21 protein-coding genes and 1 pseudogene are annotated in these 24,395 nt (G+C 62.9%); 11 read left to right on the top strand and 11 right to left on the bottom strand.

Translation table 11 applies throughout. The features are described from left to right. The first annotated feature begins 4 nt into the window (after positions 1-4). From AWB83_RS13735 to pdxR, 4 genes are all read left to right on the top strand, one after another. On the top strand, positions 5-835 hold the full coding sequence (locus AWB83_RS13735) for an IclR family transcriptional regulator (RefSeq protein WP_087046103.1): 831 nt from the start codon (positions 5-7) through the stop codon (positions 833-835). Positions 836-1,053: 218 nt separating this feature from the next. After that, positions 1,054-2,727, top strand: coding sequence for a GMC family oxidoreductase (locus AWB83_RS13730; protein WP_087046102.1), 1,674 nt, complete (start codon positions 1,054-1,056; stop codon positions 2,725-2,727). A gap of 41 nt (positions 2,728-2,768) precedes the next feature. Further along, on the top strand, positions 2,769-4,091 hold the full coding sequence (locus AWB83_RS13725) for an MFS transporter (protein WP_087046101.1): 1,323 nt from the start codon (positions 2,769-2,771) through the stop codon (positions 4,089-4,091). 133 nt (positions 4,092-4,224) lie between these two features. Then, positions 4,225-5,742, top strand: a complete 1,518-nt coding sequence (gene pdxR, locus AWB83_RS13720) for a MocR-like pyridoxine biosynthesis transcription factor PdxR (protein WP_087046100.1) — start codon at positions 4,225-4,227, stop codon at positions 5,740-5,742. 10 nt (positions 5,743-5,752) lie between these two features. Here the strand turns inward: pdxR and AWB83_RS13715 are convergent, their stop codons facing one another. Continuing rightward, a complete protein-coding gene (locus AWB83_RS13715; RefSeq protein ID WP_087046099.1) occupies positions 5,753-6,286 on the bottom strand; it encodes a cytochrome b in 534 nt (177 codons plus the stop codon). Beyond that, the gene (locus AWB83_RS13710) at positions 6,283-7,344 is read right to left on the bottom strand and encodes a catalase family peroxidase (protein WP_087046098.1); all 1,062 of its coding nucleotides are present in this window, start codon (positions 7,342-7,344) and stop codon (positions 6,283-6,285) included. The genes AWB83_RS13715 and AWB83_RS13710 overlap by 4 nt, the downstream gene beginning before the upstream one ends. A 110-nt stretch (positions 7,345-7,454) precedes the next feature. On the opposite strand from AWB83_RS13710, the gene AWB83_RS13705 reads away from it, so the two are divergent. Continuing rightward, a complete protein-coding gene (locus AWB83_RS13705) occupies positions 7,455-8,183 on the top strand; it encodes a class I SAM-dependent methyltransferase (protein WP_087046097.1) in 729 nt (242 codons plus the stop codon). A gap of 297 nt (positions 8,184-8,480) precedes the next feature. Here AWB83_RS13705 and AWB83_RS13695 read toward each other — a convergent pair whose 3' ends face one another. Together AWB83_RS13695 and AWB83_RS13690 are read right to left on the bottom strand one after the other, a co-directional pair. After that, positions 8,481-9,770 (bottom strand): aminotransferase class V-fold PLP-dependent enzyme, encoded by a 1,290-nt coding sequence (locus AWB83_RS13695; RefSeq protein ID WP_087046095.1) that lies wholly within the window; start codon positions 9,768-9,770, stop codon positions 8,481-8,483. Between the two features lie 35 nt (positions 9,771-9,805). Then, a complete protein-coding gene (locus AWB83_RS13690) occupies positions 9,806-11,131 on the bottom strand; it encodes a cation:dicarboxylate symporter family transporter (protein WP_087046094.1) in 1,326 nt (441 codons plus the stop codon). Positions 11,132-11,303: 172 nt separating this feature from the next. Here AWB83_RS13690 and AWB83_RS13685 point away from each other — a divergent pair, with 172 nt between their 5' ends. Beyond that, positions 11,304-12,224 (top strand): LysR family transcriptional regulator, encoded by a 921-nt coding sequence (locus AWB83_RS13685; protein ID WP_087046093.1) that lies wholly within the window; start codon positions 11,304-11,306, stop codon positions 12,222-12,224. Between the two features lie 59 nt (positions 12,225-12,283). After that, on the top strand, positions 12,284-13,537 hold the full coding sequence (locus AWB83_RS13680) for a cation:proton antiporter (RefSeq protein WP_087046092.1): 1,254 nt from the start codon (positions 12,284-12,286) through the stop codon (positions 13,535-13,537). A 44-nt stretch (positions 13,538-13,581) separates the two neighbouring features. Here the strand turns inward: AWB83_RS13680 and AWB83_RS13675 are convergent, their stop codons facing one another. From AWB83_RS13675 to AWB83_RS13665, 3 genes are all read right to left on the bottom strand, one after another. Then, positions 13,582-14,493, bottom strand: coding sequence for a LysR family transcriptional regulator (locus AWB83_RS13675; RefSeq protein WP_087046091.1), 912 nt, complete (start codon positions 14,491-14,493; stop codon positions 13,582-13,584). 68 nt (positions 14,494-14,561) lie between these two features. Further along, entirely contained in the window at positions 14,562-15,896 is a 1,335-nt protein-coding gene (locus tag AWB83_RS13670; RefSeq protein WP_087046090.1) for an MFS transporter, read from the bottom strand. Positions 15,897-16,019: 123 nt separating this feature from the next. Beyond that, the gene (locus tag AWB83_RS13665) at positions 16,020-16,706 is read right to left on the bottom strand and encodes an isochorismatase family protein (protein WP_087046089.1); all 687 of its coding nucleotides are present in this window, start codon (positions 16,704-16,706) and stop codon (positions 16,020-16,022) included. Between the two features lie 247 nt (positions 16,707-16,953). Between AWB83_RS13665 and AWB83_RS13660 the strand changes: the two genes are divergently transcribed. The 4 genes and pseudogenes from AWB83_RS13660 to dld all read left to right on the top strand — a co-directional run bounded on the left by AWB83_RS13660 (position 16,954) and on the right by dld (position 20,061). Continuing rightward, positions 16,954-17,565: a helix-turn-helix domain-containing protein gene (locus AWB83_RS13660; RefSeq protein ID WP_087046088.1), complete on the top strand. Its 612-nt coding sequence runs from the start codon at positions 16,954-16,956 to the stop codon at positions 17,563-17,565. Between the two features lie 62 nt (positions 17,566-17,627). Further along, entirely contained in the window at positions 17,628-18,176 is a 549-nt protein-coding gene (locus tag AWB83_RS13655; RefSeq protein WP_087046086.1) for a GNAT family N-acetyltransferase, read from the top strand. 98 nt (positions 18,177-18,274) lie between these two features. Continuing rightward, positions 18,275-18,577 carry a hypothetical protein gene (locus tag AWB83_RS13650; RefSeq protein WP_374729112.1) on the top strand — a complete coding sequence of 101 codons (303 nt, stop codon included), beginning with the start codon at positions 18,275-18,277 and terminating at the stop codon, positions 18,575-18,577. Positions 18,578-18,584: 7 nt separating this feature from the next. Continuing rightward, positions 18,585-20,061, top strand: a pseudogene (dld, locus tag AWB83_RS13645) (D-lactate dehydrogenase). A 29-nt stretch (positions 20,062-20,090) separates the two neighbouring features. On the opposite strand, the gene AWB83_RS13640 reads toward dld, so the two are convergent. The 4 genes from AWB83_RS13640 to mmsA all read right to left on the bottom strand — a co-directional run bounded on the left by AWB83_RS13640 (position 20,091) and on the right by mmsA (position 24,365). After that, on the bottom strand, positions 20,091-21,152 hold the full coding sequence (locus AWB83_RS13640) for a maleylacetate reductase (RefSeq protein WP_087046083.1): 1,062 nt from the start codon (positions 21,150-21,152) through the stop codon (positions 20,091-20,093). A gap of 38 nt (positions 21,153-21,190) precedes the next feature. Then, the gene (locus AWB83_RS13635) at positions 21,191-21,487 is read right to left on the bottom strand and encodes a Dabb family protein (protein ID WP_087046199.1); all 297 of its coding nucleotides are present in this window, start codon (positions 21,485-21,487) and stop codon (positions 21,191-21,193) included. A 138-nt stretch (positions 21,488-21,625) separates the two neighbouring features. Next, on the bottom strand, positions 21,626-22,834 hold the full coding sequence (gene mmsB, locus AWB83_RS13630) for a multiple monosaccharide ABC transporter permease (RefSeq protein WP_087046081.1): 1,209 nt from the start codon (positions 22,832-22,834) through the stop codon (positions 21,626-21,628). Continuing rightward, positions 22,827-24,365, bottom strand: coding sequence for a multiple monosaccharide ABC transporter ATP-binding protein (gene mmsA / locus AWB83_RS13625; protein ID WP_087046079.1), 1,539 nt, complete (start codon positions 24,363-24,365; stop codon positions 22,827-22,829). The genes mmsB and mmsA overlap by 8 nt, the downstream gene beginning before the upstream one ends. Between the last annotated feature and the right edge of the window lie 30 nt (positions 24,366-24,395).

Genomic DNA, 24,395 nt, shown 5'->3' with positions numbered 1-24,395 from the left:
CATCATGGATACGCGAGTCGAAACCGGAGCGCTCGTCCAGCCTGAACCGGCGGAAAGCGCGCCGCTCAGCGAAAGCGCCTCGTCCACACGCAGCGATACGCCCACGCTGCGCGCCTTCAGCGTGCTCGAACATCTGGTCGCGGCGAAGGGCGCGCTCTCGCTTGCGGATCTCGCGAGCATCATCGAGCAGCCGAAGGCCTCGCTGCACCGGATGCTGCAATCGCTCGAAGCGGGCGGCTTCGTCGCGCGCGAGCCGGGCCAGAAGAACGCCTACGTCATCGGCCCGCGGCTGGAGCGCCTCGGCGTCGACGTGATGATGCACAGCGGCGCGCGCCGCCAGCGCCATGCGATTCTGGAGCACCTCGTCGCCGATCTCGGCGAGACCTGCAATCTGAGCATGCTGCACGACACGCAGGTGCTCTATCTCGACCGCTGCGAATCGCCGTGGGCGTTGCGGCTCGAGCTCGAACCCGGCTCGCACGTGCCCGCGCATTGCAGCGCGAGCGGCAAGCTGCTTCTCGCGATGATGCCGCGCGACGAACGAGCGGCGCTGATCCGCGCGATGCGGCTCGAACGCTTCACGCCCAACACGCTCGCCGACCCCAGTCTGCTCGAAGGCGAGCTGGATCGCATCGCCCACAAGGGCATCGCCGTCGACAACGAGGAATTCGTGCTGGGCATCGCCTGCGTGGCCGTGCCGGTGCTCGACCCGCGCGGCAGGTGCATCGCGGCAATCGCCGTTCACGGGCCGGTGTCGCGCATGGCGCTGTCGCGCGCGCTGACTTTCGTACCGCGTCTTCAGCATGCGGCAGCCGAACTCGCGGCGACTTTCTGACGCATCGCAGCATATTTCATTCGGATGTCGAATCATATGACGCGGCGTCCGGAACAACCCGAACAGGCCTTCCACTTCTGAATCGGATTTCGCATTTTCCGTTTCATTTTCGCGAGCTTCCGCGCTTTTCTCTTGGCTTCCTTGGCCGCTTCTTTCACATTGAACGAAAGACAGGCGGAACGATTCGTTCCAGAAGAAGAATCCAGGAGACAAGTCTCATGCAGCAGGAAGTCGATTACGTCATCGTCGGTGCGGGCTCGGCAGGCTGCGTGCTCGCCAACCGCCTGAGCGCCGATCCGTCCAATACGGTGCTGCTGCTCGAAGCGGGCGGACCCGATGCGAGCCCGTGGATCCATATCCCCGTCGGTTACTTCAAGACGATGCACGACCCCAGGCTCGACTGGTGCTACCGCACCGAGCCCGACGATGCGGTCGCCGGACGCAGCATCGACTGGCCGCGCGGCAAGGTGCTGGGCGGCTCCAGTTCGCTCAACGGACTGCTCTACGTGCGCGGCCAGCACGAGGACTACGATCGCTGGGCCGAACTCGGGAATGCCGGATGGGCTTTCAAGGAGGTACTGCCCTACTTCAGGAAGTCGGAAGATCAGGAGCACGGCGCTAGCGAATATCACGGCGCCGGCGGTCCGCTCAAGGTGTCGGACCTGCGCCTGCGCCGCCCCATCGCCGAACACTTCATCGCGGCGGCGCAGGAAACCGGAATTCCGTTCAACGAGGACTACAACGGCGCGACGCAGGAAGGCGTCGGCTATTTTCAACAGACGGCCTACAAGGGCCTGCGCTGGAGCACGGCGAAGGGCTTTCTCAAGCCCGTGCGCGACCGCCGCAATCTGATCGTGCAGACGCGTGCGCAGACGCGCAAGGTGCTCCTCAGCGGCAAGGAAGCCGTCGGCATCGAATACATGCATGAAGGCACGGTGAAGACGGTTCGCGCGCGCGTCGAAGTGATCCTCGCGGCGGGTGCGATCGGATCGCCGCAGATTCTGCAGAATTCGGGCGTCGGCCCGTCCGACGTGCTCAGCAACGCGGGCGTGCAAGTGAGGCACGAACTGCCCGGCGTCGGCCGGAACCTGCAGGATCATCTGCAAGTGCGGCTCGTCTTCAAGACGCGCGAACGGACGCTGAACGACGAGATCAACAATCCGCTCAAGAAAGCGCTCATCGGCCTGCAATATGCGATCTCGCGTACGGGACCGCTGACGCTCGCGGCAAGCCAAGTCGTGATCTTCACGCGCTCGTCGCCGGAAGTCACGCGCCCCGACATCCAGTTTCACATGCAACCGCTTTCCGCCGACAAGCCCGGCCACGGCGCGCATCCGTTCTCGGCGTTCACGTCGTCGGTGTGCCAGCTGCGCCCGCACAGCCGCGGCAGCGTCGAGATCCGCTCGAACGATCCGCTGCAATACCCGGCGATTCACGCAAACTACTTGTCCGACGAACGCGATCACCCTGTCGTGATCGGCGGCATCAAGGTGGCGCGCCGCATCGCCGCCGCGCCGTCGCTCGCGAAGCACATCGTGTCGGAATTCATTCCCGGGCCCGAATATCGAACCGATGCCGATCTGCTCGAAGTCGCGCGCAAGTTCAGCCAGTCGATCTATCACCCGGCGGGCACGTGCAAGATGGGCGGCGATGCGCTCGCGGTCGTCGACGAACGCCTGAAGGTGCGCGGCATCGGACGCCTGCGCGTGGTCGATGCGTCGATCATGCCGGAGCTGGTGTCGGGCAATACGAATGCGCCCGTCATCATGATCGCCGAGAAGGCCGCCGACATGATCCTCGAAGACCAGCGCTATCAGCACGTCACGCGCGTGGAAGAGGTACCCGGAGCCGTTTTGAAAAAGCGCATGGCCCATGCAGGGCAAAGAGACTGAACACAAGTCTCACACACAGACCGAGACATACGGAGACAACCATGAACGCACTGCCCGGAACCGATGGCAAGCAGATGAGGAAAGTCGTCGTCGCCAGTTTGATTGGCGCGACGATCGAGTGGTACGACTTCTTTCTATACGGCGTGGTCGCCGGCATCGTCTTCAACAAGCTGTATTTCCCGAGCAGCGATCCGCTCATCTCGACGATGCTCGCCTACGGCACCTTCGCCGTCGGCTTCCTGAGCCGGCCGCTCGGCGGCGTGATCTTCGGCCACTTCGGTGATCGCATCGGCAGAAAGAGCATGCTCGTGATGACACTCACCATCATGGGCGTGGCGACCGTATTGATCGGCATGGTGCCCACCTACGCGCAGATCGGCATCTGGGCACCGTCGCTGCTGCTGTTCCTGCGCGTGCTGCAGGGCATCGGGCTCGGCGGCGAATGGGGCGGCGCGGTGCTGATGGCGTTCGAATACGCGCCCGCGAACAAGCGCGGCTACTACGCGAGCATTCCGCAGATCGGTCTCGCGCTCGGGCTGTGCCTGTCGTCGGGCGTGGTCGCGGCTCTGTCGCTCACCCTCACCGATGCGCAGTTCCTCGCGTGGGGCTGGCGCGTCGCGTTCTTCCTGTCGTTCGCGCTCGTCGCAATCGGCATGTATATCCGCCTGAACGTGATGGAGACGCCGGAGTTCGCGCGCATCCGGAAGACGGGCAGCGAGGCGCGCATGCCGATCGTCGACGTGCTCGTGAAGTATCCAGGCAACACGATCGCGGGCATGGGCGCACGCTTCATCGACGGTGTGTTCTTCAACGTGTTCGGCGTGTTCTCGATTTCGTATCTGACGGGCACGCTGCATCTGCAACGCACCGATGCGCTGCTGGGCGTCATGGTCGCCGCGTTCGTGATGATCTTCACGATTCCGTTCTTCGGGCGCCTTTCGGATCGCGTCGGCCGTGCGCGCATCTACTTCTGGGGCTCGCTCGCGACCGGGCTCTCGGCCTTCTTCGGCTTTTGGCTGATGAAGAACAGTGGCGGCAACACGATGCTCGCGTGGCTCGCGGTGGTGATTCCGCTCGGCGTAGTGTATGCGTCGGTCTACGGGCCGGAGGCCGCCCTCTTCTCCGAGCTCTTCGACGCGAAAGTGCGCTACTCGGGCATCTCGTTCGTGTATCAGTTCTCGGGCATCTTCGCGAGCGGCATCAGCCCGATCATCGCGACCTGGCTTTTGCAGCGCAACGGCGGCGATCCGTGGATGATCGCGGGGTATTGCCTTGCCGCGGGCATCATCAGCGCGCTGTCAGCCGCGTGGGTCGGATTGCGGCAGCGCCGTTCGCCCGCGTTTTCCGTAGGCGGCGCGAGTTGACCGCCGTATCCGCACGAAGAACCGGGAGCCGCCGCGCCGGACGTCCGGCGCGGCGGTTTTTTATCGCACTGGCCACGCGTGCAGGCCGCACGTAATATCTTGAGATCACCCATACTTTCGCAGGAGACATGCAATGCCGACCCGCCCAACTGCCACGCTTTGGGCGCAGCTCTTCGAGCGCTCGCGGGTCTCGGGGATGAGCTTGCAGAACCAGATCCGCCAGATGATCGTCAACGCGATCCTGAGCGGCCATATCGCGCCCGACACCGCGCTGCCTTCGAGCCGCGAGCTCGCGGATCAGCTGAACGTGTCGCGTAATACGGTGGTGCTCGCGTATCAGCAACTGGTCGAGGAAGGCTATCTCGTGTCGCGCGAACGCAGCGGCCATTTCGTCAATCCGGCAACCGAGGAATTGCAGCGCGGCTTTACCGCGGCGGGCGTGAGCGACGCGCCCGCCGTTCCGACGCAGCAAGACCATCCCGACTGGAGCGCGCGCATCAAGCACGCGCCTTCGAATCAGCGCAACATCGTCAAGCCGCCCAACTGGCAGAGCTACGAGTATCCGTTCATCTACGGGCAATTCGATACCGAGCTCTTTCCCACGAGCGACTGGCGCGAGAGCTGCATGCACGGCCTCTCGGTCATGGAGATACGCAACTGGGCACCCGATCTCATCGAGCGCGACGACGAGTCGCTCGTCGAGCAGATCCGCACGCGCGTGCTGCCGCGCCGCGGCGTGTTCGCCATGCCCGAAGAAATCGTCGTGACGAACGGCTGCCAGCAGGCGCTGTATCTGATCGCCGATCTGATGTGCGGTCCGCAGACGAATGTCGGCATGGAGAACCCCGGCTATCCGGATGCGCGCAACATCTTCCAGCATCACAACGCGCAGATTGTGCCGCTGAATGTCGATGACGAAGGCGCGGTCATCGACGACGAAAGCGTGATGTCGTCCTGCGACTACGTGTATGTGACGCCAAGCCATCAATGCCCGACCACGGTGACGATGCCGATCGAGCGGCGGCGCAAGCTGCTCGATCTGTCGGTAAAGCACGATTTCATCGTCATCGAGGACGACTACGAAAGCGAGAACACGTTTTCGGGCACGCCGCATCCGGCTTTGAAGAGCCTCGATACGGCGGAGCGCGTCGTGTATATCGGCTCATTGTCGAAGACGCTCGCGCCCGGCTTGCGACTGGGTTATATCGTCGCGCCGCGCACGCTGATCCGCGAATTGCGCGCGCTGCGCCGGCTGATGATCCGGCATCCGGCAGCGTACATTCAGCGCGCCTTCGCCACCTTCCTCGCGCTTGGTCACCATGACACGCTGTTGCGCAAGCTGGGGCGCGTCTACAAGGAGCGCGCCGAAGTGCTGATGGACGCGCTCGCGACGCATCTGCCGGAGCTGCGCGCATCGAAGGTGACGGGCGGCGCGTCCTGCTGGGTAGAAGGACCGCCATGGCTCGACGCCACGCGCCTCGCGAAGGACGCGCAGGCGCTCGGCGTGCTGATCGAACCCGGCAGCGTGTTCTTCGCCGATCCCGCCGATGGTCAGCGATGCTTTCGCATGGGCTTTTCAGCGATTCGCGCGGAACTGATCGAGCCGGGCGTGCGGGCGCTCGCGCAAGTCGTGCAGCAACGGCGGCCTTGAATCGCCTTGCCTATTTCCACGGCGCCATGGCGTGAAAAACGCCGTCGCGCCTGACGAGCGCATGAAACAGCGCCGCTGCCAGATGCACGACGATCAACGCGAAGAAGCACAAGGCAAGAAACCGGTGCGCATTCCACAGCAACGTGTGCAATGAATTGCTATGCGGCAGAAGCGAAGGCAGGCGCATGCCGCACAGCACGACCGGGTAGTCGGCCGCCGACAACATGCCATAGCCGAGCAGCGGCAGCGCGATCATCAATGCGTAGAACGCATAGTGCGACAGATAAGCCGCGAGCTTCATCGGCTGGGGCATGTTCGCAGGCAGCGGCGGCGCACCGCGCGTGATCCTCACGACGAGGCGAATCAGCGCCAGCACGAGTATCGTGACGCCGAGCGGCTTGTGGATCGACACGAGCGTCAGATAGTCGGGCTTGATCGTCGACACCATGCCGACGCCAATAAACAGCATCGCGAGGATGCATATGGCCATGATCCAGTGCAGGGCGCGTTGCAGCGGCGAGAACCGCTCGTTGATCGCGTTCATGGCCGGGCTCCTTGCGCTGGCGTGTGCGGGTAGTACTTGTCCTCCGCCGTGCGTCGATTGAACGACACCGAGTAGGCGGCCGAACGCGCGGCGGGGAACGGATCGTCGGACACGTGCATGCCCGATGGAAGCACGGTGGGGTCGAAGTTGAGGTCGCGGCATGGTCCATCGGGTTCGGGCTCGATGGCCTTGACCACGAGCGTGCCCACTTCGACCGTGCGGCGGTCTTCCGGCCAGGCCTTGCTCGGATCGGCGGTGGGGTCGCCCGGATTGGCGACGGTGACGACCATCGCCCAGCGCTGCGGTCCGCTCCGCACGCGCTGCGTGATGTCGGCATCGAGAAAATTCGCGCCGCGCTTCTTCAGTTCATCGGCGCTGACGTTGTCGGGCCCGGCCGCCGGAATGAAGGACCAGCGCACGGTCTGGTCCTGTCCTTCCGCATTCGTGAAGATGAAGCTGTTGAGACTGTTGTAGCGCTCCTCGGCGTAGGAAACCGTCCATGGCGCACTGCCCGCCCACGCGCCGAACGCCGCGATCTCCGGATGCGCGGCAGAGAACTTCTGCATCGACTCGGGATCGTCCTTGCTGGCGAGCGCGCGCTGCAGTTCATAGAAAGCCTGCGGCGTCGCGACGGGGAAGAACGGTGCATCGATCATCGCCGAGCGCCACTCGCTGCCGTCCGGCATGACGATGCGCAGGCTCAGGCCGCGCACGCGCGCCGTCGCATCCGATGCCTTCGGGTCCGGTGTGGCCAGATTGAAGCGGCCCGTGACGGGATAGGTACCGGGCGCGAACATTTTGGCTTTGGAGAGCATCGCGCCCGAGCCGTTGGATTCGAAATCGCCGGTGAAGCAGATGCCCTTCGCATGATTGCGCCTGAAGCCGGGCACCGCGCCGCCGGGCGGTGCGAGGCTGCCGACGATCTTCGCGGGCGTGAGGCGCTGGGGCGAAAGCCAGCCTGCCGTGTAGGCGAAGACCGCGACCAGCGCGACGACGATGGCCGCGATGAGGATCAACGAAGGGACAGCGGAGCGCGGGGGAGCGTTTTTGTCAGTCATCGAAGTCTCTCGATCAACGAATCTGCTGCACGAGTAATCTAGCAGCGTGAGCGAAATCGTGCCTGAAACGCGCAAAAATCTCAGATACCCCTCCAGCCGGAGACAACCGCATGACGCAGAACATCTACGACGACGAAGCCTTCTTCGAGGGCTACAGCCGTTTGAATCGCTCGGTTCACGGCCTCGACGGCGCGCCGGAATGGCCCGCGCTGCGCGCGCTGTTGCCGGATGTACGCAAGCTGAAGGTGCTCGATCTGGGATGCGGCTACGGCTGGTTCTGCCGTTGGGCCGCCGAGCAAGGCGCGGCGCGCGTGCTGGGCGTCGATGTCGCCGCGAAGATGCTCGAGCGCGCGGCGCAGTCGAATGCGCATCCTGCGATCACGTATCGTCGCGCCGATCTGGAGACGATCGACTTGCCCGAACGCGCCTTCGACTTGATCTACAGCTCGCTCGCGCTTCATTACGTCGAGAACCTGCAGACATTGATGGCCTCCGTCCATCGCGCGCTCGTGCCCGGTGGCAGCTTCGTGTTCTCGATCGAGCATCCCGTGTTCATGGCGCCGCGCCGCCCCGCATTCGACGTGGACGGCGACGGCAGAACATTCTGGCCGCTCGACGGCTATCAGAACGAAGGCCGACGCGTGACACACTGGCTGGCGGACGGCGTGGTCAAGCAGCATCGCACGATGGGCACGCTCGTCAACATGCTCATCGATTGCGGCCTCGTGCTCAGGCGGCTGATCGAATGGGGACCGACGCGGGAACAGGTCCGCGCCTTGCCCGCGCTGGCCGAGGAAGTCGAGCGTCCCATGATGCTTCTGGTTGCCGCGCAACGTTAAATCGTTTCGAATAATTCATACGAAAGCAAAAACGACGACGTGCAGATTGCCTGCCCGTAAAGGCGGACCGCTTGTTCTCCGTGTCGAAAACGATCTCTGTCGCTGCTGCGCTCGCCGCGAGCGTATTGCTCGCCGCATGCGGCGGCGGAGCCGGCGATGATGCTTCGTCCGGCGAAGGCGCGTATGGCCTCCTGAAGAACGAGCTTCGTTGCAAGCAATCCCCGTTAAGCCGCGCCTGCGCGTTCAATGAACAAGGCCCGGTTCAGAGAGTGAACCCGGCCTTCGTGCGTTTCGAGATCAGCCGCCTCGTCGGCCTGCGGATGCCACGTTCTCCGTCGCCGCAAGAAAGCGTGCGATATCGCGCGGCGCGTGGCAATGCAGCGGCGAGATCCGCACCGCGCCGTCCAGCTTGAACGACCGGAGCATGCGTCCCGAATAGAGGCTCGTTCCGATGCGTTCGTACACGATCACGCCGCGCTGCTCATACTCGCGCACCGCGGCCGCCGGTTCGAGACCGTCGAAGCCGATGCCGACGATCAGATCGCGCTGCGCCAGATCCGGGTGATCCCAGTACACCTGCACGCCTTCCATCGCTCTCAGCCCGCGTTGCCCGTCCACGCCGTCGAGCAGCATCGAGAGCAGCGCGCGCTCGTGATTCTCGATCCGCTGCATGCCTTGTACGAAGCGTTCCCGGCGATCCTCCGCATCGCTGAACTGCGCGCCGATCCACGCCACGTAATCGACGATCGCGCTCACGACCCCGAACTGCGCCGGCGCGGGACTGCCCAATTCCCACTCGCCCTTCTCTTTCGCCTCGAGCCGGTGATGCGGCAATTCCGCGAGCCGCTCCGACAGCCATGAAACGCCCGAGCCGCGGCAACCGAAGAACTTGTACGGCGCGAAATTGATGCCGTCGACCGGCGTCTTCTGCAAGTCGATCACTGCGTGCGGCGCGTGCTGAACCGCATCGACGATGATGAACAGGTCGGGCTTCTTCGCGCGCGCCGCTTCGACGATCGCGGCGATGTCGAGCTTCGCGCCCGATATGTTCGACGCATACATCACGCTCAGCAGCGCAGTGTTCTCGTCGATCAGCGAGACGATGGCGTCGGCGTCCACGCCGCCCGTCTGCGCGTTGCTCGGCGCGACTCGCAGTGTCTTGCCGGTGCGTTCGCTGTAGAGCTTCATCGCGTCGAACGACGAGGGGTGCTCGAGAATCGTCGTCACCGCGTTCGTGCCGGGCACGTTCTCCATCACCGCGCGCACCATCTCGAACATCGCGGCGGATGCAGTCAGCGAAAGATAGACGCTGCCGTCGCGCGCATTGAGGATGCGGCGAATATCGGCCTCGCCGCGCGCCTGAATGTCCTGCAGGTGGCGCGCGCGTTCGTGAATGCGCTCCGGGCAGTCGGGCAGCGCATCGATGCTCGCGAACGCTTCGGTGGCGGTCTTCAGCCGAAACGATCCGCCCGCGTTGTCGAAGAAGAGACGCTCGCGTCCGTCCACGTCGCGATCGACGAAATGAAAACGTTGCTTGAGCTGCTCCATGAGGGATTCGGAAAACAACTGCCCTTGCTTGCTGCTCATCTGACTTGCTCCTCGATGTGTTGCTTGATCGGCTCTCAGGCGTCGAGCGACGCGAGATAGGCCCTGCCTTTTTCCGCGTCGTACTGCCCTTCCCACTTCGCGATGACGAGCGGCGCGAGCGCATTGCCCACCACGTTCAGCGCGGTGCGTCCCATGTCCATGATGCGGTCCACGCCCGCGATGAACGCGAGCCCTTCGAGCGGCAGCCCGGCGCTCGCCAGCGTCGTCAGCAGGATCACGAACATGAATCCCGGCACGCCTGCCGCGCCCTTGGACGTGACGACCATCGTCAGGATCAGCACCACCTGCTCCTGCAAGCCGAGATGCACGCCGTAGAGCTGCGCGACGAACAACGTGCCGATGCCGAGATAGATCGACGCGCCGTCGAGATTGAACGTGTAGCCCGTCGGCACCACGAAGGTGGCGATGCTCTTGGGCACGCCGAAGTCCTCCATCTTCTTCATCAGTTGCGGCAGCACGGTGGCCGAACTGCACGTGGAGAACGCGATGACCAGCTCGTCCTTGATCACCTTGAGCAGCGTCAGAATCCTGAAGCCGAAGAGGCGCGCCGTGACGCCGAGCACGAACACCGCGAACAGGACGATGGCGAGGTAAGTCACCGCGACGAGCTTGACCAGCGGCAGCAGCGATCCGAAGCCGAAGCTCGCGACCGTCACCGCGATCAGGGCGCACACGCCGATCGGCGCGTAGCGCATCACCATGCCGGTGACCTTGAACATCGCGTCGCCGATGCCCTTGAACGTCGCGAGCACCGGCTTTCGGTATTCCGCGGGCACCGACTGCAGGCCCAGCCCGAACAGCACCGCGAAGAAGATGACGGGCAGCAGGTCGCCGCGTCCCATCGACGAGATGATGTTGTCAGGAATGATGCCGAGCAGGAGGGACATGAAGCCGTGATGCCCCTGCGTCTGCTGCGACGTCTGCGCGAAGCGCGAGATGTCCGTGTGACCGAGTTGCGACATGTCCGTGCCGACGCCGGGCTGCAGCACATTGCCGAGCACGAGCCCCAGCACGATGGCGATCGTCGTGACGACCTCGAAGTAGATGAGCGTCTTCAGGCCGATGCGACCGAGCGCACGTCCGTCGCCCACGCCCGCGATGCCGATCACCATGCTCGTGAACACGATCGGCACGACGACCATCTTGATGAGGCGGATGAAGATCTCGCCCGCGGGTTGAAGAAAGCCTCCGACCACCGTCTCGCGCGCCTGCGGAAAGCGGTTCAGCACGACGCCCACGGCAATGCCGATGACGAGCCCGATCAGGATCTGCCAGGCGAGCCCGATGCGCGGCTTGGGTTCCACGCGTTCGGCGGAAGGTGTTTCGATCACGGATTCCATGCGTTCTCCAGGTGCGGCTCGATTGATGGCGGGGTGCGCCCTCGTGGGAGCGCCGTCTACGTCGAGCCTCGTCGCAAGGCTCGGTGTCAAACCATATCCAGCCAAAAGAAGCAAAAAAAGCGATTTTTTTCTATGAGAAACTATCGCTTTAATTCATGCTTCCCGGGCACCAATGCTGACTTTCAAGCAGATGGAAGCGCTGTACTGGATCGTTCAGCTCGGCTCCTTCGAGGCCGCCGCGGTGCGCCTGAACACGACCCAGTCGGCGGTCTCCAAGCGCGTGCAGGAACTGGAACGCGCGTTCGGCATCTCGATGTTCGACCGGGCGAATCGCAGCGCCCGGCTCACCGAGAAGGGCACGGAATGCTTCGAATATGCGAAGGAGCTGCTGGAGCGGCGCGACCGGATCGTCGAGCGCATCAGCTCGAAGACATCGCTCGTGCGGCAGATTCGCATCGGCGTGACCGAGCTCACGGCGCTCACGTGGCTGCCGCGCCTGATCGCGGCGATCCAGGCCGAGTACCCGAAGGTCAACGTCGAGGCGGAAGTGGATCTGAACGCGACCTTGCGCGAGCGGCTCGCGGCGGCGACGATGGACGTGATCATCGTTCCGCAAACGCACGAGGTCGAATCCTTTGCGACGACGCCCGTCGGCCAGGTCGACAACGCGTGGATGTGCGCGGCCAGTCTCGCGCCGCGCAAGAGCGCCATTCCGCTCACGGAAGTCGCGAAGTTTCCGCTCATTCTGCAGGGCGGCCTCTCCGGCACGGGGTACGTATACAGCCGCTTTTTGCAGGAGCAGGGCGTGGCGCCGCAGAAGATCCTGGCGAGTAACAGCCTGATCGCGCAGATCGGTCTGGCGCTCTCGGGTCTCGGCGTCAGCTATCTGCCGAAGGCGTGCCTTTCGCGTATGCTGGAGCGGCGCGCGCTCGTCGTGGTGCAGACGCGGCCCGCGCTTCCGCCCGTGCGGTACATCGCGATGCATCGGGCCGATCAGGCTCATTCGCTGAGCGCGGCCGTCGCCCGGCTCGCTGCACAATCGTGCGATTTCACCGCCAATCTTCTCGATTCCGGAGATCGAGCGCCCGGTTGACGAACCGTCGTCTTCGACATCAGACTGCGGTCGTTCTTTTTTTTTTCGTTCCGCCGACAATGCCGACCGCCCAGTTGTCCGTCTACTTCTTCATACAGGCCGCCGTGATCGTGCTGGCGAGCCAGCTGGTCGGCCGACTCGCGCAACGCGCCGGCCAGCCTCAAGTGGTCGGCGAGATGATCGCCGGCGTCCTGCTCGGGCCATCGCTGTTCGGGCTGCTGCTGCCGCAGTGGCAGCAGGCGCTGTTTCCCAAGGCCACGATGGGCATGCTCTACGTCGCCGCGCAGCTCGGCGTCGGGCTCTACATGTTCCTCGTCGGCACCGAATTTCGCGCCGACCACTTTCGCGCGCGGGCGAAGAGCGCGATGAGCGTGTCGCTCGCCGGCATCGTCGCGCCCTTCGCGCTCGCGTTTGCGCTTGCGCCCTGGCTGCACACGATTCCCGGGCTGTTCGCCGAGAAAGTGCGGCTCTACGAGGCGTCGCTCTTTCTCGGCGCGGCGATCGCGATCACCGCATTTCCGATGCTCGCGCGCATCATCCACGAGCGCGGGCTGGCCGGCACCGCGCTCGGCACGCTCGCGCTGACCGCCGGCGCATTCGACGACGCGGCCGCATGGTGCATCCTCGCGATCGTGCTTGCGAGCTTCGGCGGCTCGTGGATGGGCGCGTACGCCGCCATCGGCGGCGGCGCGGCCTTCGCGCTGTTCATGATCCTCGCTGGCAACAAGCTGTTGCGCAGGCTCGCGGCCGGTCTGAATCCGGACATGCCGCTGCCCGCCAGCGTGCTCGCGACCGTCCTGGTGCTGTTCTCTCTTTGCGCCTTCGCGATGGACGCCATCGGCATCCATGCGGTGTTCGGCGGCTTCCTGCTCGGCGTCGCGCTGCCGCGCGGCCCGCTGACCGAGAAGCTGCGCGACATGCTGCAGCCGTTCGTCGTCGTGTTCCTCCTGCCGATGTTCTTCACTTATTCGGGGCTGAATACGCGGCTCGACGTGCTGACGGACCCGAGCATCATGGTCGCCGCCATCGTCATCCTGCTCGCGTCGTTCGGCGGCAAGGGCATCGCGTGCTGGGCGGCGGCGCGCCTGAACGGCGAGCCGTCCGGCGATGCCATGGCGATCGGCGCGCTGATGAACGCGCGCGGGTTGATGGAGCTGATCATCATCAACATCGGTCTCGCGGCCGGGGTGATCCTGCCCGGGTTGTTCTCGATCCTGGTGCTGATGGCCGTGCTGAGCACGCTGATGGCGACGCCGCTGTTCAACTGGATCGTGCGGCGGCAGGCGGCGTTGCGGTCCGCTGTGGCGCGGTAGGTAGCATCGGTCTCTCGCCGCAGTCTCCCGCTCCCCGCGCCTCACTACGCCTGCCGCCGCCCGCTCCGCTGGAACGCCGCGGTCTTCAGCTCGCCGACGAAGGTCTCGACCGACGGATTGCGCGTATCCGCGCGCCAGCACACGACCATTTCGATCTCGGTGCCTTTGTCCGCGAGCGGGCGCACGCACAAGCCGCTGCGCTGGATATTCCGGATGCATTCGGGATAGATGCTCACGCCGGTGTTCGCCGCGACCAGCCCGATGATGCCGTCGCTCGTCGACGCCTCCTGCGCGATCGACGGCGAAAACCCCACGCGATGGCAGATCGAGAAGAAGTGATGGCGAAACGCTTCCCACGAATGCGGCGTGCCGAGCACGAAGCGCTCGTCGGCGAGATCGGCGAGGCGCAGCGTCTTTTTCTCCGTGAGCGGGTGTGCAGCGGGCAGCAGCGCGACCATCGGCTCACGGCCGAAGATGCGCGTCTCGACGCCCGGCGCCGCGAACGGCCCGATCATGAAGCCCACGTCGATGGTCGCATCGAGCATCGCTTCCTTCTGCACCGTGCTCGGCATGTGCACGAGATCGATGTTGATCGACGGAAACTTCTTGCCGAAAGCCTCGATGATGGCCGGCAAGGTCCCGTTGATCGCGAAGTCCATGTAGGCGATGCGCAAATGCCCGATGTTGCCCGCCTCCGCGCGCTGCGCGAGCGTGATCGCCTGCTCGATATGCGTGAGCGCGAGCTGGCAATGCTCCGCGAACACACGGCCCGCATTCGTCAGTTCGACGCGCCGTGTCGTGCGCGCGAGCAGCGCTGCGCCCACCGATTCCTCGAGCGCCTTGATGATGCGGCTCAACGCCGGCTGCGTCATGTGCAATCGCTCGGCCGCGACGCTGAATTGCAGCGCGTCCGCGACCGCCAGAAAGGCTCGGATGTGATGAACGTCGATGCGCATGTCGCGTCGTAAACTTCTTTGGCGTCGGACGGGCCGGACGCAGCTTCATCGCGCTCCGGGCGTGTGCTCTATCTTACCGGTCGTCCGGCCCGGCGCAGCGTGATCAACGCGCCGGTCACGAGCAGCGCCGAGACGACATACAGCCCGTTGTTCAGGCTCCCCGTCACCGTCTTGACGAAGCCCAGCATGCTCGGGCTCGCAAAGCCGCCGAGCAGGCCGAGGCTGTTGATGAACGCGATCGTGCCCGCTGCCGCGCGCGTGCCCGCGAGAAAGTCGGTGGCGATCGCCCAGAAGAGCGGCTGCAAGGTGAAGATGCAGGCTGTCGCCACGCTGATGCATGCGAGCGCGAGCGTCAGATCGGAGCCCGTGCCGGCGATGGCCGACAGCGCCGCAGCACCGATCAGCGCGCAGGCCGCCGTGTGCCAGCGGCGCTCGCGCGTGCGGTCCGAGTGACGGCTCACGAGCACCATCGTGAGCACCGCGACGCCGTAGGGAATGGCGGACAGCATGCCGATCGAGTACGCATCGGTGACGCCCGCGCCGCGGATCAAGGCGGGCAGCCAGAAGCTGATCGCGTACACGCCGCAGATGAACGTGAACCAGACGAACGCCAGGGCATAGATGCGCCCGCTCTTCAGTGCACCGCCAAAGCCATGCCTGTCGAAGGGCGACCCGGCATCACGCTCCTTGTCGAGCTGATGCCGCACGATGGTCTTTTCTGCGTCGCTCAGCCAGCGCGCCTCGCGGGGATTATCGTCGAGATGGAAGTACGCGGCGATCCCGAGGAGACACGACGGCAGTCCTTCCACAAGGAAGAGCCACTGCCAGCCTTGCAGGCCGTGCAGGCCGTCGAGACGATTCAGCGCCCATCCCGACACCGGGCCGCCCAGCACGCCGGCCATCGCCACCGCGGTGAGGAAGAGCGCCATCACGCGGCCGCGACGCTCGGCCGGATACCAGTAGGTGAGGTAGAAGATCATGCCCGGAAAGAAGCCCGCCTCGAAGACACCGAGCATGAAACGCATGATATAGAACGTGGTGGGCGACTTCACGAACATCATGCCGGCCGACGTCAGGCCCCAGAGCAGCATGATCCGGATCAGGGTCTTGCGTGCGCCGATGCGCTCGAGGACGAGATTGCTCGGCACTTCGAAGAGGAAATACCCCGCGAAGAAGATGCCCGCGCCGAGCCCATACACGGCGTCGCTGAAACCGAGATCGTTGCGCATCTGAATCTGCGCGAAGCCGATGTTGATGCGGTCCAGATATGCCGCCACGTAGCACACGAAGAGAAACGGAATCAGACGCCACGTGATCCGGCGATAGGTGGCGTTCACCGTCGCCAGGGAATGCGGCGCGGCCTCGTCGGTCAGCACTGCGCCCGGTAGTGCACTTTCGCTCATCGCATTCTCTCCAAAGATGGGTGATGTCAAGCGTCGAACCGAAACCCTGTGGAAGCCAGAGGCGCTCGCACGGTCTAGCCATTTCCCGTGCGAACCCGTGTCGCCGGGCGGCCCGCGCGGCGCTCAGCCCTTCACCGATTGCAGATAGTCGACGCAGCGATCGACCGATTCGACGTCCGCGAACTTTGCATCGATATCGAAGAGGTTCCATTCGACCGCGCCCGGCACGCGATCGCCAATGCACTCGCGCACCGCGATCGTGCGGAAGCCTTCGGCGAGTCCGTCGCACAGCGTCGTGCGCACGCAGGCCGAAGCCGTGACTCCGGTCACGAGAATCGTGTCGACGCCCGCCGCGCGCAGATAGCCCGCGAGGTACGTTCCATGGAACGAGCTCGCGCGCTTCTTGATGAGCACCTGCTCGCCCTCGATCGGCGCGATGCGCGAATCGATCGCCCAGAGGTTTTCATCCGATTGCGCAACGACATCGACGGGAATCTTGTTGTGCCAGAGGCCCATGTCCGTATACGGGTTGTTGCGGTCGGTGACCTGATAGCACGTGGTCACGTGAATGACCGGATGACCGTTCTCGCGACATGCGGCGAGCAGGCGCTGCACGCCGGGAATGATCCGGTCGTCGATGTGCTCGCACGTGAAGGGATTGCCGGGCCGGGTCCATGCGTTCGCGAGATCGACGTTGACCAGCGCCGGCTTCCTGCCAAACCCGACGCGCCGCTGAAAGCCGCGTTGCTGATAGAGCTCGGTGGCTTCTGCAAAGGCTTTCGCCAACATCTCGTTCAATCCTGCATTCATCTCTTCAATCTCCGAAAGTTTCTCTGGGACGCGTGTGCCATGTGTGTCGGCAGAAAAACTATAGGATCGACATTATTGCGAGTCCAATTACTGTTTGGCCATGTTTATTACCTGATTCGGCATGAATCCGAGGCGCTCGCGGCGGTGAAAAAGTCACCTTCATTGCGAGCCAGCCGCGCCAGCCGGGACGAAAAGGCGCGATCTGTCGTTGACAAGAATTTCTTGTTTACTGGAAAATGGTTCCATTATGCTGGAAGAAGCCAAATCATCAGAGGAAGTCGCCGACTCCGGAATCAACCGGCGCATCGCCGACCGCGTGCGCGAGTTGCGGGCGACGCGCGGCTACACGCTCGACGCACTGGCGACCCGTTGCGGCGTGAGCCGGTCAATGATTTCGATGATCGAACGCGGCGCCGCGAGTCCGACGGCGGTCGTTCTGGAGAAACTCGCGGCCGGGCTCGACGTATCGCTCGCCAGCCTCTTCGGCGGCGAACAGGAAGGCACGCCTTCGGAACCGCTCGTCCGGCGCGCACAGCAATTGAAATGGCGCGATCCGGAGTCGGGTTATACGCGCCGGAATCTCTCTCCGCCGGGCTGGCCTTCTCCAATCCAGCTGGTGGAAGTGAACTTTCCGCCAGGCGCGCGCGTGGCCTATGAGACGGGTGGGCGCGAATCCACCGTGCATCAGCAGGTCTGGGTGATGAGCGGGCGCATCGACATCGTCCTCGGAACCGAGCTTCATGCGCTTCAGCAAGGCGATTGTCTGGCCATGCGGCTGAATCAGCCGCTGATCTTCAGCAACCCCACGTCCAGCGCCGCGCGCTACATCCTCGCTCTCTGTAACGTCCCGGGTGCATAGAACGCTTCGCATGCATCCGGACATCGCTCGATGAAGCTATTTCGATTTACATGGGATCACCAATGAACTCACCCGAACCACGCGATGACGTGCGCCTGATCGACTGCAACGAAGCCGAGCATGCTTCGGCCATACTCGAAATCCTGAACGAAGCCATCGTCAATTCGACTGCCTTGTACGACTACGCGCCACGTCCTCCACAGGCGATGTCGACATGGTTCGCAGCCAAGCGCGCAGGCGGCTTTCCGGTCGTGGGAGCGGTGGACGCCAAAGGAACGCTGCTCGGCTTCGCAAGCTGGGGCACGTTTCGCGCATTTCCTGCGTATAAATATTCGGTGGAACACAGCGTCTACGTGCATCGCGAACATCGTGGCCGTGGACTCGGCGAGCGCCTGTTGCGCGAAGTGATCCGGCGCGCGCGCGAAGCGCAGGTGCACGTTCTTGTCGGATGCGTCGACGCGGCGAATGGAGCGAGCATCGGACTGCACACCCGGCTGGGGTTCGTTCAAGCTGGAACCATCAAGGAAGCCGGATTCAAGTTCGGACGTTGGCTGGACGCGGCGTTCTATCAACTCAATCTCGAAACGCCGACGAATCCGGTCGATGGCTGAATGATGCATGCGCGTCGAAGGCAGGCGCGAGCGGACGCGCCGCCGCGGCAGCGGGCTTCTACGCGAGCACGCTCCATGCGGGCAATCTCGCGCTCGCCATGCTCACGCTGTCGCTCGGCACGGCCGGCGTGCTGTCGATGATGCCGGTCTTCTGGACCTATCCGAGCAGCGTACTGACCGGCACCGCCGCCGCTGCCGGAATCGCGATGATCAACTCAATCGGCAATCTCGCCGGGTTCGTCAGTCCGTCGATCATCGGCTGGATGAAGGACGTGACGCACAGCACGAACGCGGGTCTGGTCGTCGTCGCGGCGGCGCTGCTCCTCGGCGCGGTGCTGACGCTGACGCAACGTGCGATCTCGTCATCGGCGGCGGCGTCTTCGGAGCCGAGCCGCGTCTGAGGTCGCCATGTCCGATACAGCCCAGCCCGCCCTCTCGCACGGCAACGCAAATGGACCGTTGCTCGCGTCGCTCGGCGATATCGTCGGCGCGCGCAACGTGCTGACCGGCGACGCCCGGACGCGCCGCTACCGCAGGGGCTATCGCTTCGGCACGGGCCGCGTGCTGGCGGTCGTGCGTCCCGGCACACTGCTCGAGCAATGGCGCACGCTCGCCGCCTGCGTCGCTGCGCGCACGATCGTCATCACGCAGGCGTCGAATACCGGACTGACTGGCGGCTCGACGCCCGATGGCGATGACTACGGCCGCGACGTCGTGATCATCAGCACGACGCGCATCAGGCGTGTTCATCTGATCGAGCGCGGCCGTCAGGTGGTCTGCATCGGCGGCACGACGCTCGATCAGCTCGAACGCACGCTGAAGCCGCTCGGACGCGAGCCGCATTCGGTGATCGGATCCTCGTGTATCGGCGCGTCGGTGCTCGGCGGCATCAGCAACAATTCGGGCGGCTCGCTCGTGCATCGCGGACCGGCCTATACGGAGATGGCGCTGTTCGCCGCCGTCGATGCGTCGGGCGTGCACGTTCGCGGCGGAAAAGGGCGCGAAGGTGTTCTACATCGGCACGAACGATACGAGCGTGCTGACCGACATTCGACGCCGCGCGCTCGCGAATTTCGCGCATCTGCCGATCGCGGGTGAATATCTGCATCGCGATGCGTTCGACGTCGCGCGAAAGTATGGGAAGGACCTGTTCGTCATCATCGACAGGTTCGGCACGCACCGCCTGCCGCTGTTCTTCAATCTGAAGACGCGCTGCGATGCGTGGTTCGAGCGCCTCGGCTTCATGCCGAAGCATCTGACCGATCGCGTGCTGCAATGGATCAGCGAGCGTCTGCCGGAACATCTGCCCGCGCGTCTGATGGCCTATCGCGAGGAGTATGCGCATCACCTGATGCTGAAGGTGCCAGCGGCGGACATCGACGAAGCGCGCGCGTTTCTGTCGCAACGATTCGCGCAATCCGAAGGCGCGTATTTCGAATGCACCGATGAGGAAGGCCGCAAGGCATTCCTGCACCGCTTCGCGGCGGCGAGCGCGGCCGTGCGCTATCGCGCGGTGCATCATCGCGATGTGGAAGACATCGTCGCGCTCGATATCGCGCTACGACGCAACGACCGCGACTGGTTCGAGAGCTTGCCGCGGAACATCGAGCAGGAGATCGTACTGAAGCTTTACTACGGGCACTTCCTGTGTCACGTCTTTCACCAGGACTACATCGTCGTGAAGGGCAAGGACTGCATGGCGCTGAAGCACGAGATGCTGGAACTGCTCGACGATCGCGGCGCGGAGTATCCCGCCGAGCACAACGTGGGGCATCTGTACGAGGCGAAACCGCAACTCGCCGCGTTCTACAGGAAGCTCGATCCGTGCAATTGCTTCAACCCAGGCACCGGGAAGACGTCGAGGTTCGCTGCGTATCGCGAGTGAACGGTCCGCTGCCTCAAATTTGTCCAAATCTAAACGGCGGGACGGGCACCCTCCCAGGCACGCTGCAGCAGTGCTCTAAGCGGATCTTTCTCTATCTGTCGCGGGTTCCAGTATGGGTTTGACAAAGCAACCTCGCACGCGTGGTCCAGGTCGGCTTCGCCTAACCCGATCTCGCGAAGGCCTCGAGCTACCCCAAGTTCCTGGTTGAGCTGGTAGAGGCCATCAGGCGCAGACTCTACGTTCAGCGCCCTGGCAATTCGATCCATTGCCTCGCCCGCGACGGTACTGTTATAAGCGAGGGCATGAGGAAGAACGATTGCATGCGTCTCGGCGTGAGGAAGATTGAACGTTCCGCCCAAGGTATGACAAAGCTTGTGATGAAGGGCCATGCCGACATTGCCGAGCACCATTCCGCACAGCCACGCACCGTAGAGACACTCGCTGCGCGCCGCTTTATCCTTGCCGTTCTTCTTCACTCCACGCAGGCCATTGGCAAGAGAGCGAATGCCTTCCTCTGCCATCAGCGACATGATGGGATTCCCGTCCTTCGCATACAGCCCCTCCGCGGCATGCGCGATGGCGTTAAGACCGCTGACAATGGAGAGACGAACCGGAAGCCCGAGCGTCAGCTCCGGGTCGTAAAGAACAGTCTTCGGGATGACCTTGGTATCGCGACCCGTTTTCTTAAGACCGTTTTCGGTTATCCCGTAGATTGGCGTCATCTCCGACCCAGCGTAGGTCGTCGGTATTGCGATGATCGGCAGTGACGATTCGAGCGCAATCGCCTTGCCGAGTCCGATCGTGGAACCGCCGCCGATTGCCACCGCACAGTCCGCGTCGACAGACTTGGCGTGCTCGCGGGCGCGGCGGGCGTTCTCTATGGGAACATGCATTTGGGCGCCGTCGAAGACTCCAGCGCTCGAAGGACCGAGAAGAGACGAAACCACCTCGGCTTGCGCCTTCTGCTCGGGCGTACAGAGAACTAACGCACGACGTGCCCCCAAGGTCTCGACTTCCTGTTGAATCAGCTTCATGCTCCCAGCGCCGAACACGACTCTCGCCGCCGGCGTGGTGTAGGTGAACTCATACATGAGATTTGCTTCCTGTATCGTCGAACGATATAGCTCGCTTAGATGTAGTCGACCTGGTGGCGAGCGATGCGAACGTCACCCACGATTTGCTTCACTCGCAGATGCTCAGGATGCGATGCATACGCGTCGAGCAATTCCTGGTTTTCGAATTCCGTGTACAAGACGACGTCACAGGCATAGTCCACGGCGCTTACATCCAGCCCGACCTCCAGCTTGGTAAGCCCGGGAATCTTCCCGCTCAGGCTCTCGAACGCGGTCTTTACGAGCATCGCGGATTCCTTCTTTTGCTCGGAAGTCTCACCGCGAACGTTCCACATAACGATATGCTTGACCATATTTATTTCCATTAGTGATGCTTATGAACAGGCCAAATGTTCGAGATGCAATCCATGACTCAAGTATGCATGTCAGCGGGGCCTCGCCACTCGTCTTGCCCCGCTGAGTTCTAAATCTGGTCTGCCGTAAAGGAGCCGTTACGCCTTATTCTTGTTGTAGACGTCGACGAACACGGCTGCGAGCAGAACGATGCCTTTGATGACCTGCTGATAGTCCACGCCGATACCCATGATGGACATGCCGTTGTTCATCACGCCCATGATGAAGGCGCCCACGACCGCGCCGACAACCTTTCCGACACCACCGGATGCGGAGGCACCGCCAATGAAACACGCTGCGATGACGTCGAGCTCGAATCCGGTGCCGGCCTTCGGTGTTCCGCTATTCAGGCGCGCGGCGAAAATCAGACCTGCCAGCGCCGCAAGAACGCCCATGTTCACGAAGGTCAGGAAACTCACGGCCGGCACGCTGACACCCGACAATCTCGCCGCCTTTGCGTTGCCGCCAACCGCATAGATTCGACGACCGATTGTCGTGCGATTCATGATGAACGTATAGACGCCAATCAGCACACCCATGATGACGAGGACCGTAGGCAGGCCACGATACGATGCAAGCAGGTAACAGAAGAACACAATCAGCGCGGTGAGAACGACGTTCTTCGTTACGAACATGGCGAACGAACCGCTCTCGACTCCGTGCTTCGCAGCACCTGCGCGATGACGCAGTTCGATTACGAAGAACAGGGCGCCGACGAAAACGCCGAGCAATATCGAGGTGATGTGGAGCGCTTGCCCGTGAAAGAGGTCAGGGATGAAGCCCGAACTCACAGCGCCGAAAGCATCGGGGAACGGGCCGATGGATTGGCCCTGGAGCACGAGGTTCGTCATACCGCGGAAAACCAGCATGCCGGCCAGCGTCACGATGAACGACGGCATCCGCCAGAATGCAATCCAGTAGCCTTGCACGGCGCCAATCAGCGCGCCCGCCGCGATACAGATGATGGTCGCCCAGATGTAGTTGACGTCATACTGCACCATCAGCACCGCTGCCAACGCGCCCACCAAACCGGCTGTCGAGCCGACCGAGAGGTCGATATGGCCTGACACGATCACCATGAGCATGCCGAGCGCCATGATGACGATATAGCTGTTCTGAAGCACCAGGTTGGTCAGGTTGAGCGGCTGCATCAGCACGCCATTCGTCGAGACCTGGAAGAACACCATGATGATGACGAGCGAAAGGAGCAGGCCATATTCGCTGCCAATACGCTTGAGCGTTCCGAAAACTTCGCTTTTCTTGACCTCGGTGCCTTCGGCGGCCACCGGAGAGAGTGCCTTACGCATTTTCGATGCCTCCATTTCGCATAATCGCTCGCATGATTTTTTCCTGCGAGACTTCTTCTGCGGTGAATTCGCCGACAAACCGGCCTTCGTTCATGACATAAACACGGTCGCACATGCCAAGAAGTTCGGGCATTTCCGAGGAAATCATGACCACACACTTACCTGCCGCAACCGCCTGATTGATGATGTTGTAGATCTCGTACTTCGCCCCCACATCGATGCCTCGTGTGGGCTCGTCGAGAATCAGCACCTCGGGTTCGGAGAACAGCCACTTGCTCAGCACGACCTTCTGCTGGTTGCCGCCCGACAGGTTGCCAACGACGTGGGTGACGCCTTGCGCGCGGATTCGAAGCTTCTTGAGAAAATCCGTCGCGACCGTTATCTCTTCGTGCTCGTCGACAACGCCTAACCTGGAGACTCCGGACAGGTTCGCCAGCGTGATGTTTCGCTTGATGTTGTCGTCCAGGAGCAGACCGTTTCCTTTCCGGTCTTCGGTCACATACGCGATGCCCGCCTTGATGGCCTTCTGTACCGATGAGACGTCAACCTGCTTTCCGTGCATCAGCACGTGGCCGGAGATGCCCTGACCGTATGTGCCGCCGAAGACGCTCATCGCGAGTTCCGTGCGCCCGGAGCCCATCAGCCCTGCGATACCGACGATTTCGCCCTTGCGCGCCTTCAGATTTACCCCCTTGATAACAGCACGGTCCCGCTGCGTGGGATGCTGGACACGCCAATCCTTGACTTCAAAGATCACCTCGCCGATGTTCGGCGTACGCGGCGGATACCGGTCGGACATCTCCCGACCAACCATCGCCTTGATGATGCGGTCTTCACTGACACTTTCCGCACGGCAATCGAGTGTGTCGACCGTCGAGCCATCGCGAATGACGGTGATACTGTCCGCAACGCGCGAGATTTCGTTCAGCTTGTGCGAGATGATGATTGACGTGACACCACGCGATTTCAACTCGAGCAGCAGCGTGAGAAGCGTGTCACTGTCCTTCTCATTCAAGCTTGCCGTAGGCTCGTCGAGAATGAGCAAACGAACCTCTTTCGACAGTGCCTTCGCAATTTCAACAAGTTGCTGTTTGCCAATCCCGAGCGTGCCGACCGGTGCGTCCGGAGAGTCCGTGAGGCCTACCTTCGTCAACAGTTCCCGGGCTTTCGCGTGCGACACCTGCCAATCGATGACGCCGCGCCTGGACTGTTCGTTACCGAGAAAGATGTTCTCGGTAATCGAGAGCATAGGAACGAGGGCAAGCTCCTGGTGGATGATGATGATTCCGACGGCCTCGCTGTCGGAAATATCGGCGAATTTGCGTTCCTGACCGTCGTAAAGGACGTCGCCGGAATAGGAGCCGTGCGGGTAGACGCCACTGAGGATCTTCATCAGGGTCGATTTTCCCGCGCCATTCTCTCCACAAATGGCGTGAATCTCGCCCTGGCGCACCCTCATGTTCACGTTATTCAGCGCTTTGACAGGGCCAAAGCTTTTCTGAATCCCGCGCATCTCCAGAATGGTATCCATGGTCAAATTCCTCTGGTTGGTCACGCTCGG

This window comes from Caballeronia ptereochthonis, from assembly GCF_001545075.1.
In the GTDB taxonomy this organism is placed as follows: Bacteria; Pseudomonadota; Gammaproteobacteria; order Burkholderiales; family Burkholderiaceae; genus Caballeronia; species Caballeronia ptereochthonis.
Note: the sequence above shows the minus strand (reverse complement) of the source record. Positions and strands in the feature narration are given on the sequence as shown.

Excerpts from the sequence above, each read along its gene's own strand:
- AWB83_RS13735 (WP_087046103.1), top strand. The coding sequence starts at position 5 with ATGGATACGCGAGTCGAAACCGGAGCGCTCGTCCAGCCTGAACCGGCG.
- AWB83_RS13730 (WP_087046102.1), top strand. The coding sequence starts at position 1,054 with ATGCAGCAGGAAGTCGATTACGTCATCGTCGGTGCGGGCTCGGCAGGC.
- AWB83_RS13725 (WP_087046101.1), top strand. The coding sequence starts at position 2,769 with ATGAACGCACTGCCCGGAACCGATGGCAAGCAGATGAGGAAAGTCGTC.
- pdxR (WP_087046100.1), top strand. The coding sequence starts at position 4,225 with ATGCCGACCCGCCCAACTGCCACGCTTTGGGCGCAGCTCTTCGAGCGC.
- AWB83_RS13715 (WP_087046099.1), bottom strand. The coding sequence starts at position 6,286 with ATGAACGCGATCAACGAGCGGTTCTCGCCGCTGCAACGCGCCCTGCAC.
- AWB83_RS13710 (WP_087046098.1), bottom strand. The coding sequence starts at position 7,344 with ATGACTGACAAAAACGCTCCCCCGCGCTCCGCTGTCCCTTCGTTGATC.
- AWB83_RS13705 (WP_087046097.1), top strand. The coding sequence starts at position 7,455 with ATGACGCAGAACATCTACGACGACGAAGCCTTCTTCGAGGGCTACAGC.
- AWB83_RS13695 (WP_087046095.1), bottom strand. The coding sequence starts at position 9,770 with ATGAGCAGCAAGCAAGGGCAGTTGTTTTCCGAATCCCTCATGGAGCAG.
- AWB83_RS13690 (WP_087046094.1), bottom strand. The coding sequence starts at position 11,131 with ATGGAATCCGTGATCGAAACACCTTCCGCCGAACGCGTGGAACCCAAG.
- AWB83_RS13685 (WP_087046093.1), top strand. The coding sequence starts at position 11,304 with ATGCTGACTTTCAAGCAGATGGAAGCGCTGTACTGGATCGTTCAGCTC.
- AWB83_RS13680 (WP_087046092.1), top strand. The coding sequence starts at position 12,284 with ATGCCGACCGCCCAGTTGTCCGTCTACTTCTTCATACAGGCCGCCGTG.
- AWB83_RS13675 (WP_087046091.1), bottom strand. The coding sequence starts at position 14,493 with ATGCGCATCGACGTTCATCACATCCGAGCCTTTCTGGCGGTCGCGGAC.
- AWB83_RS13670 (WP_087046090.1), bottom strand. The coding sequence starts at position 15,896 with ATGAGCGAAAGTGCACTACCGGGCGCAGTGCTGACCGACGAGGCCGCG.
- AWB83_RS13665 (WP_087046089.1), bottom strand. The coding sequence starts at position 16,706 with ATGAATGCAGGATTGAACGAGATGTTGGCGAAAGCCTTTGCAGAAGCC.
- AWB83_RS13660 (WP_087046088.1), top strand. The coding sequence starts at position 16,954 with ATGCTGGAAGAAGCCAAATCATCAGAGGAAGTCGCCGACTCCGGAATC.
- AWB83_RS13655 (WP_087046086.1), top strand. The coding sequence starts at position 17,628 with ATGAACTCACCCGAACCACGCGATGACGTGCGCCTGATCGACTGCAAC.
- AWB83_RS13650 (WP_374729112.1), top strand. The coding sequence starts at position 18,275 with ATGCTCACGCTGTCGCTCGGCACGGCCGGCGTGCTGTCGATGATGCCG.
- AWB83_RS13640 (WP_087046083.1), bottom strand. The coding sequence starts at position 21,152 with ATGTATGAGTTCACCTACACCACGCCGGCGGCGAGAGTCGTGTTCGGC.
- AWB83_RS13635 (WP_087046199.1), bottom strand. The coding sequence starts at position 21,487 with ATGGTCAAGCATATCGTTATGTGGAACGTTCGCGGTGAGACTTCCGAG.
- mmsB (WP_087046081.1), bottom strand. The coding sequence starts at position 22,834 with ATGCGTAAGGCACTCTCTCCGGTGGCCGCCGAAGGCACCGAGGTCAAG.
- mmsA (WP_087046079.1), bottom strand. The coding sequence starts at position 24,365 with ATGGATACCATTCTGGAGATGCGCGGGATTCAGAAAAGCTTTGGCCCT.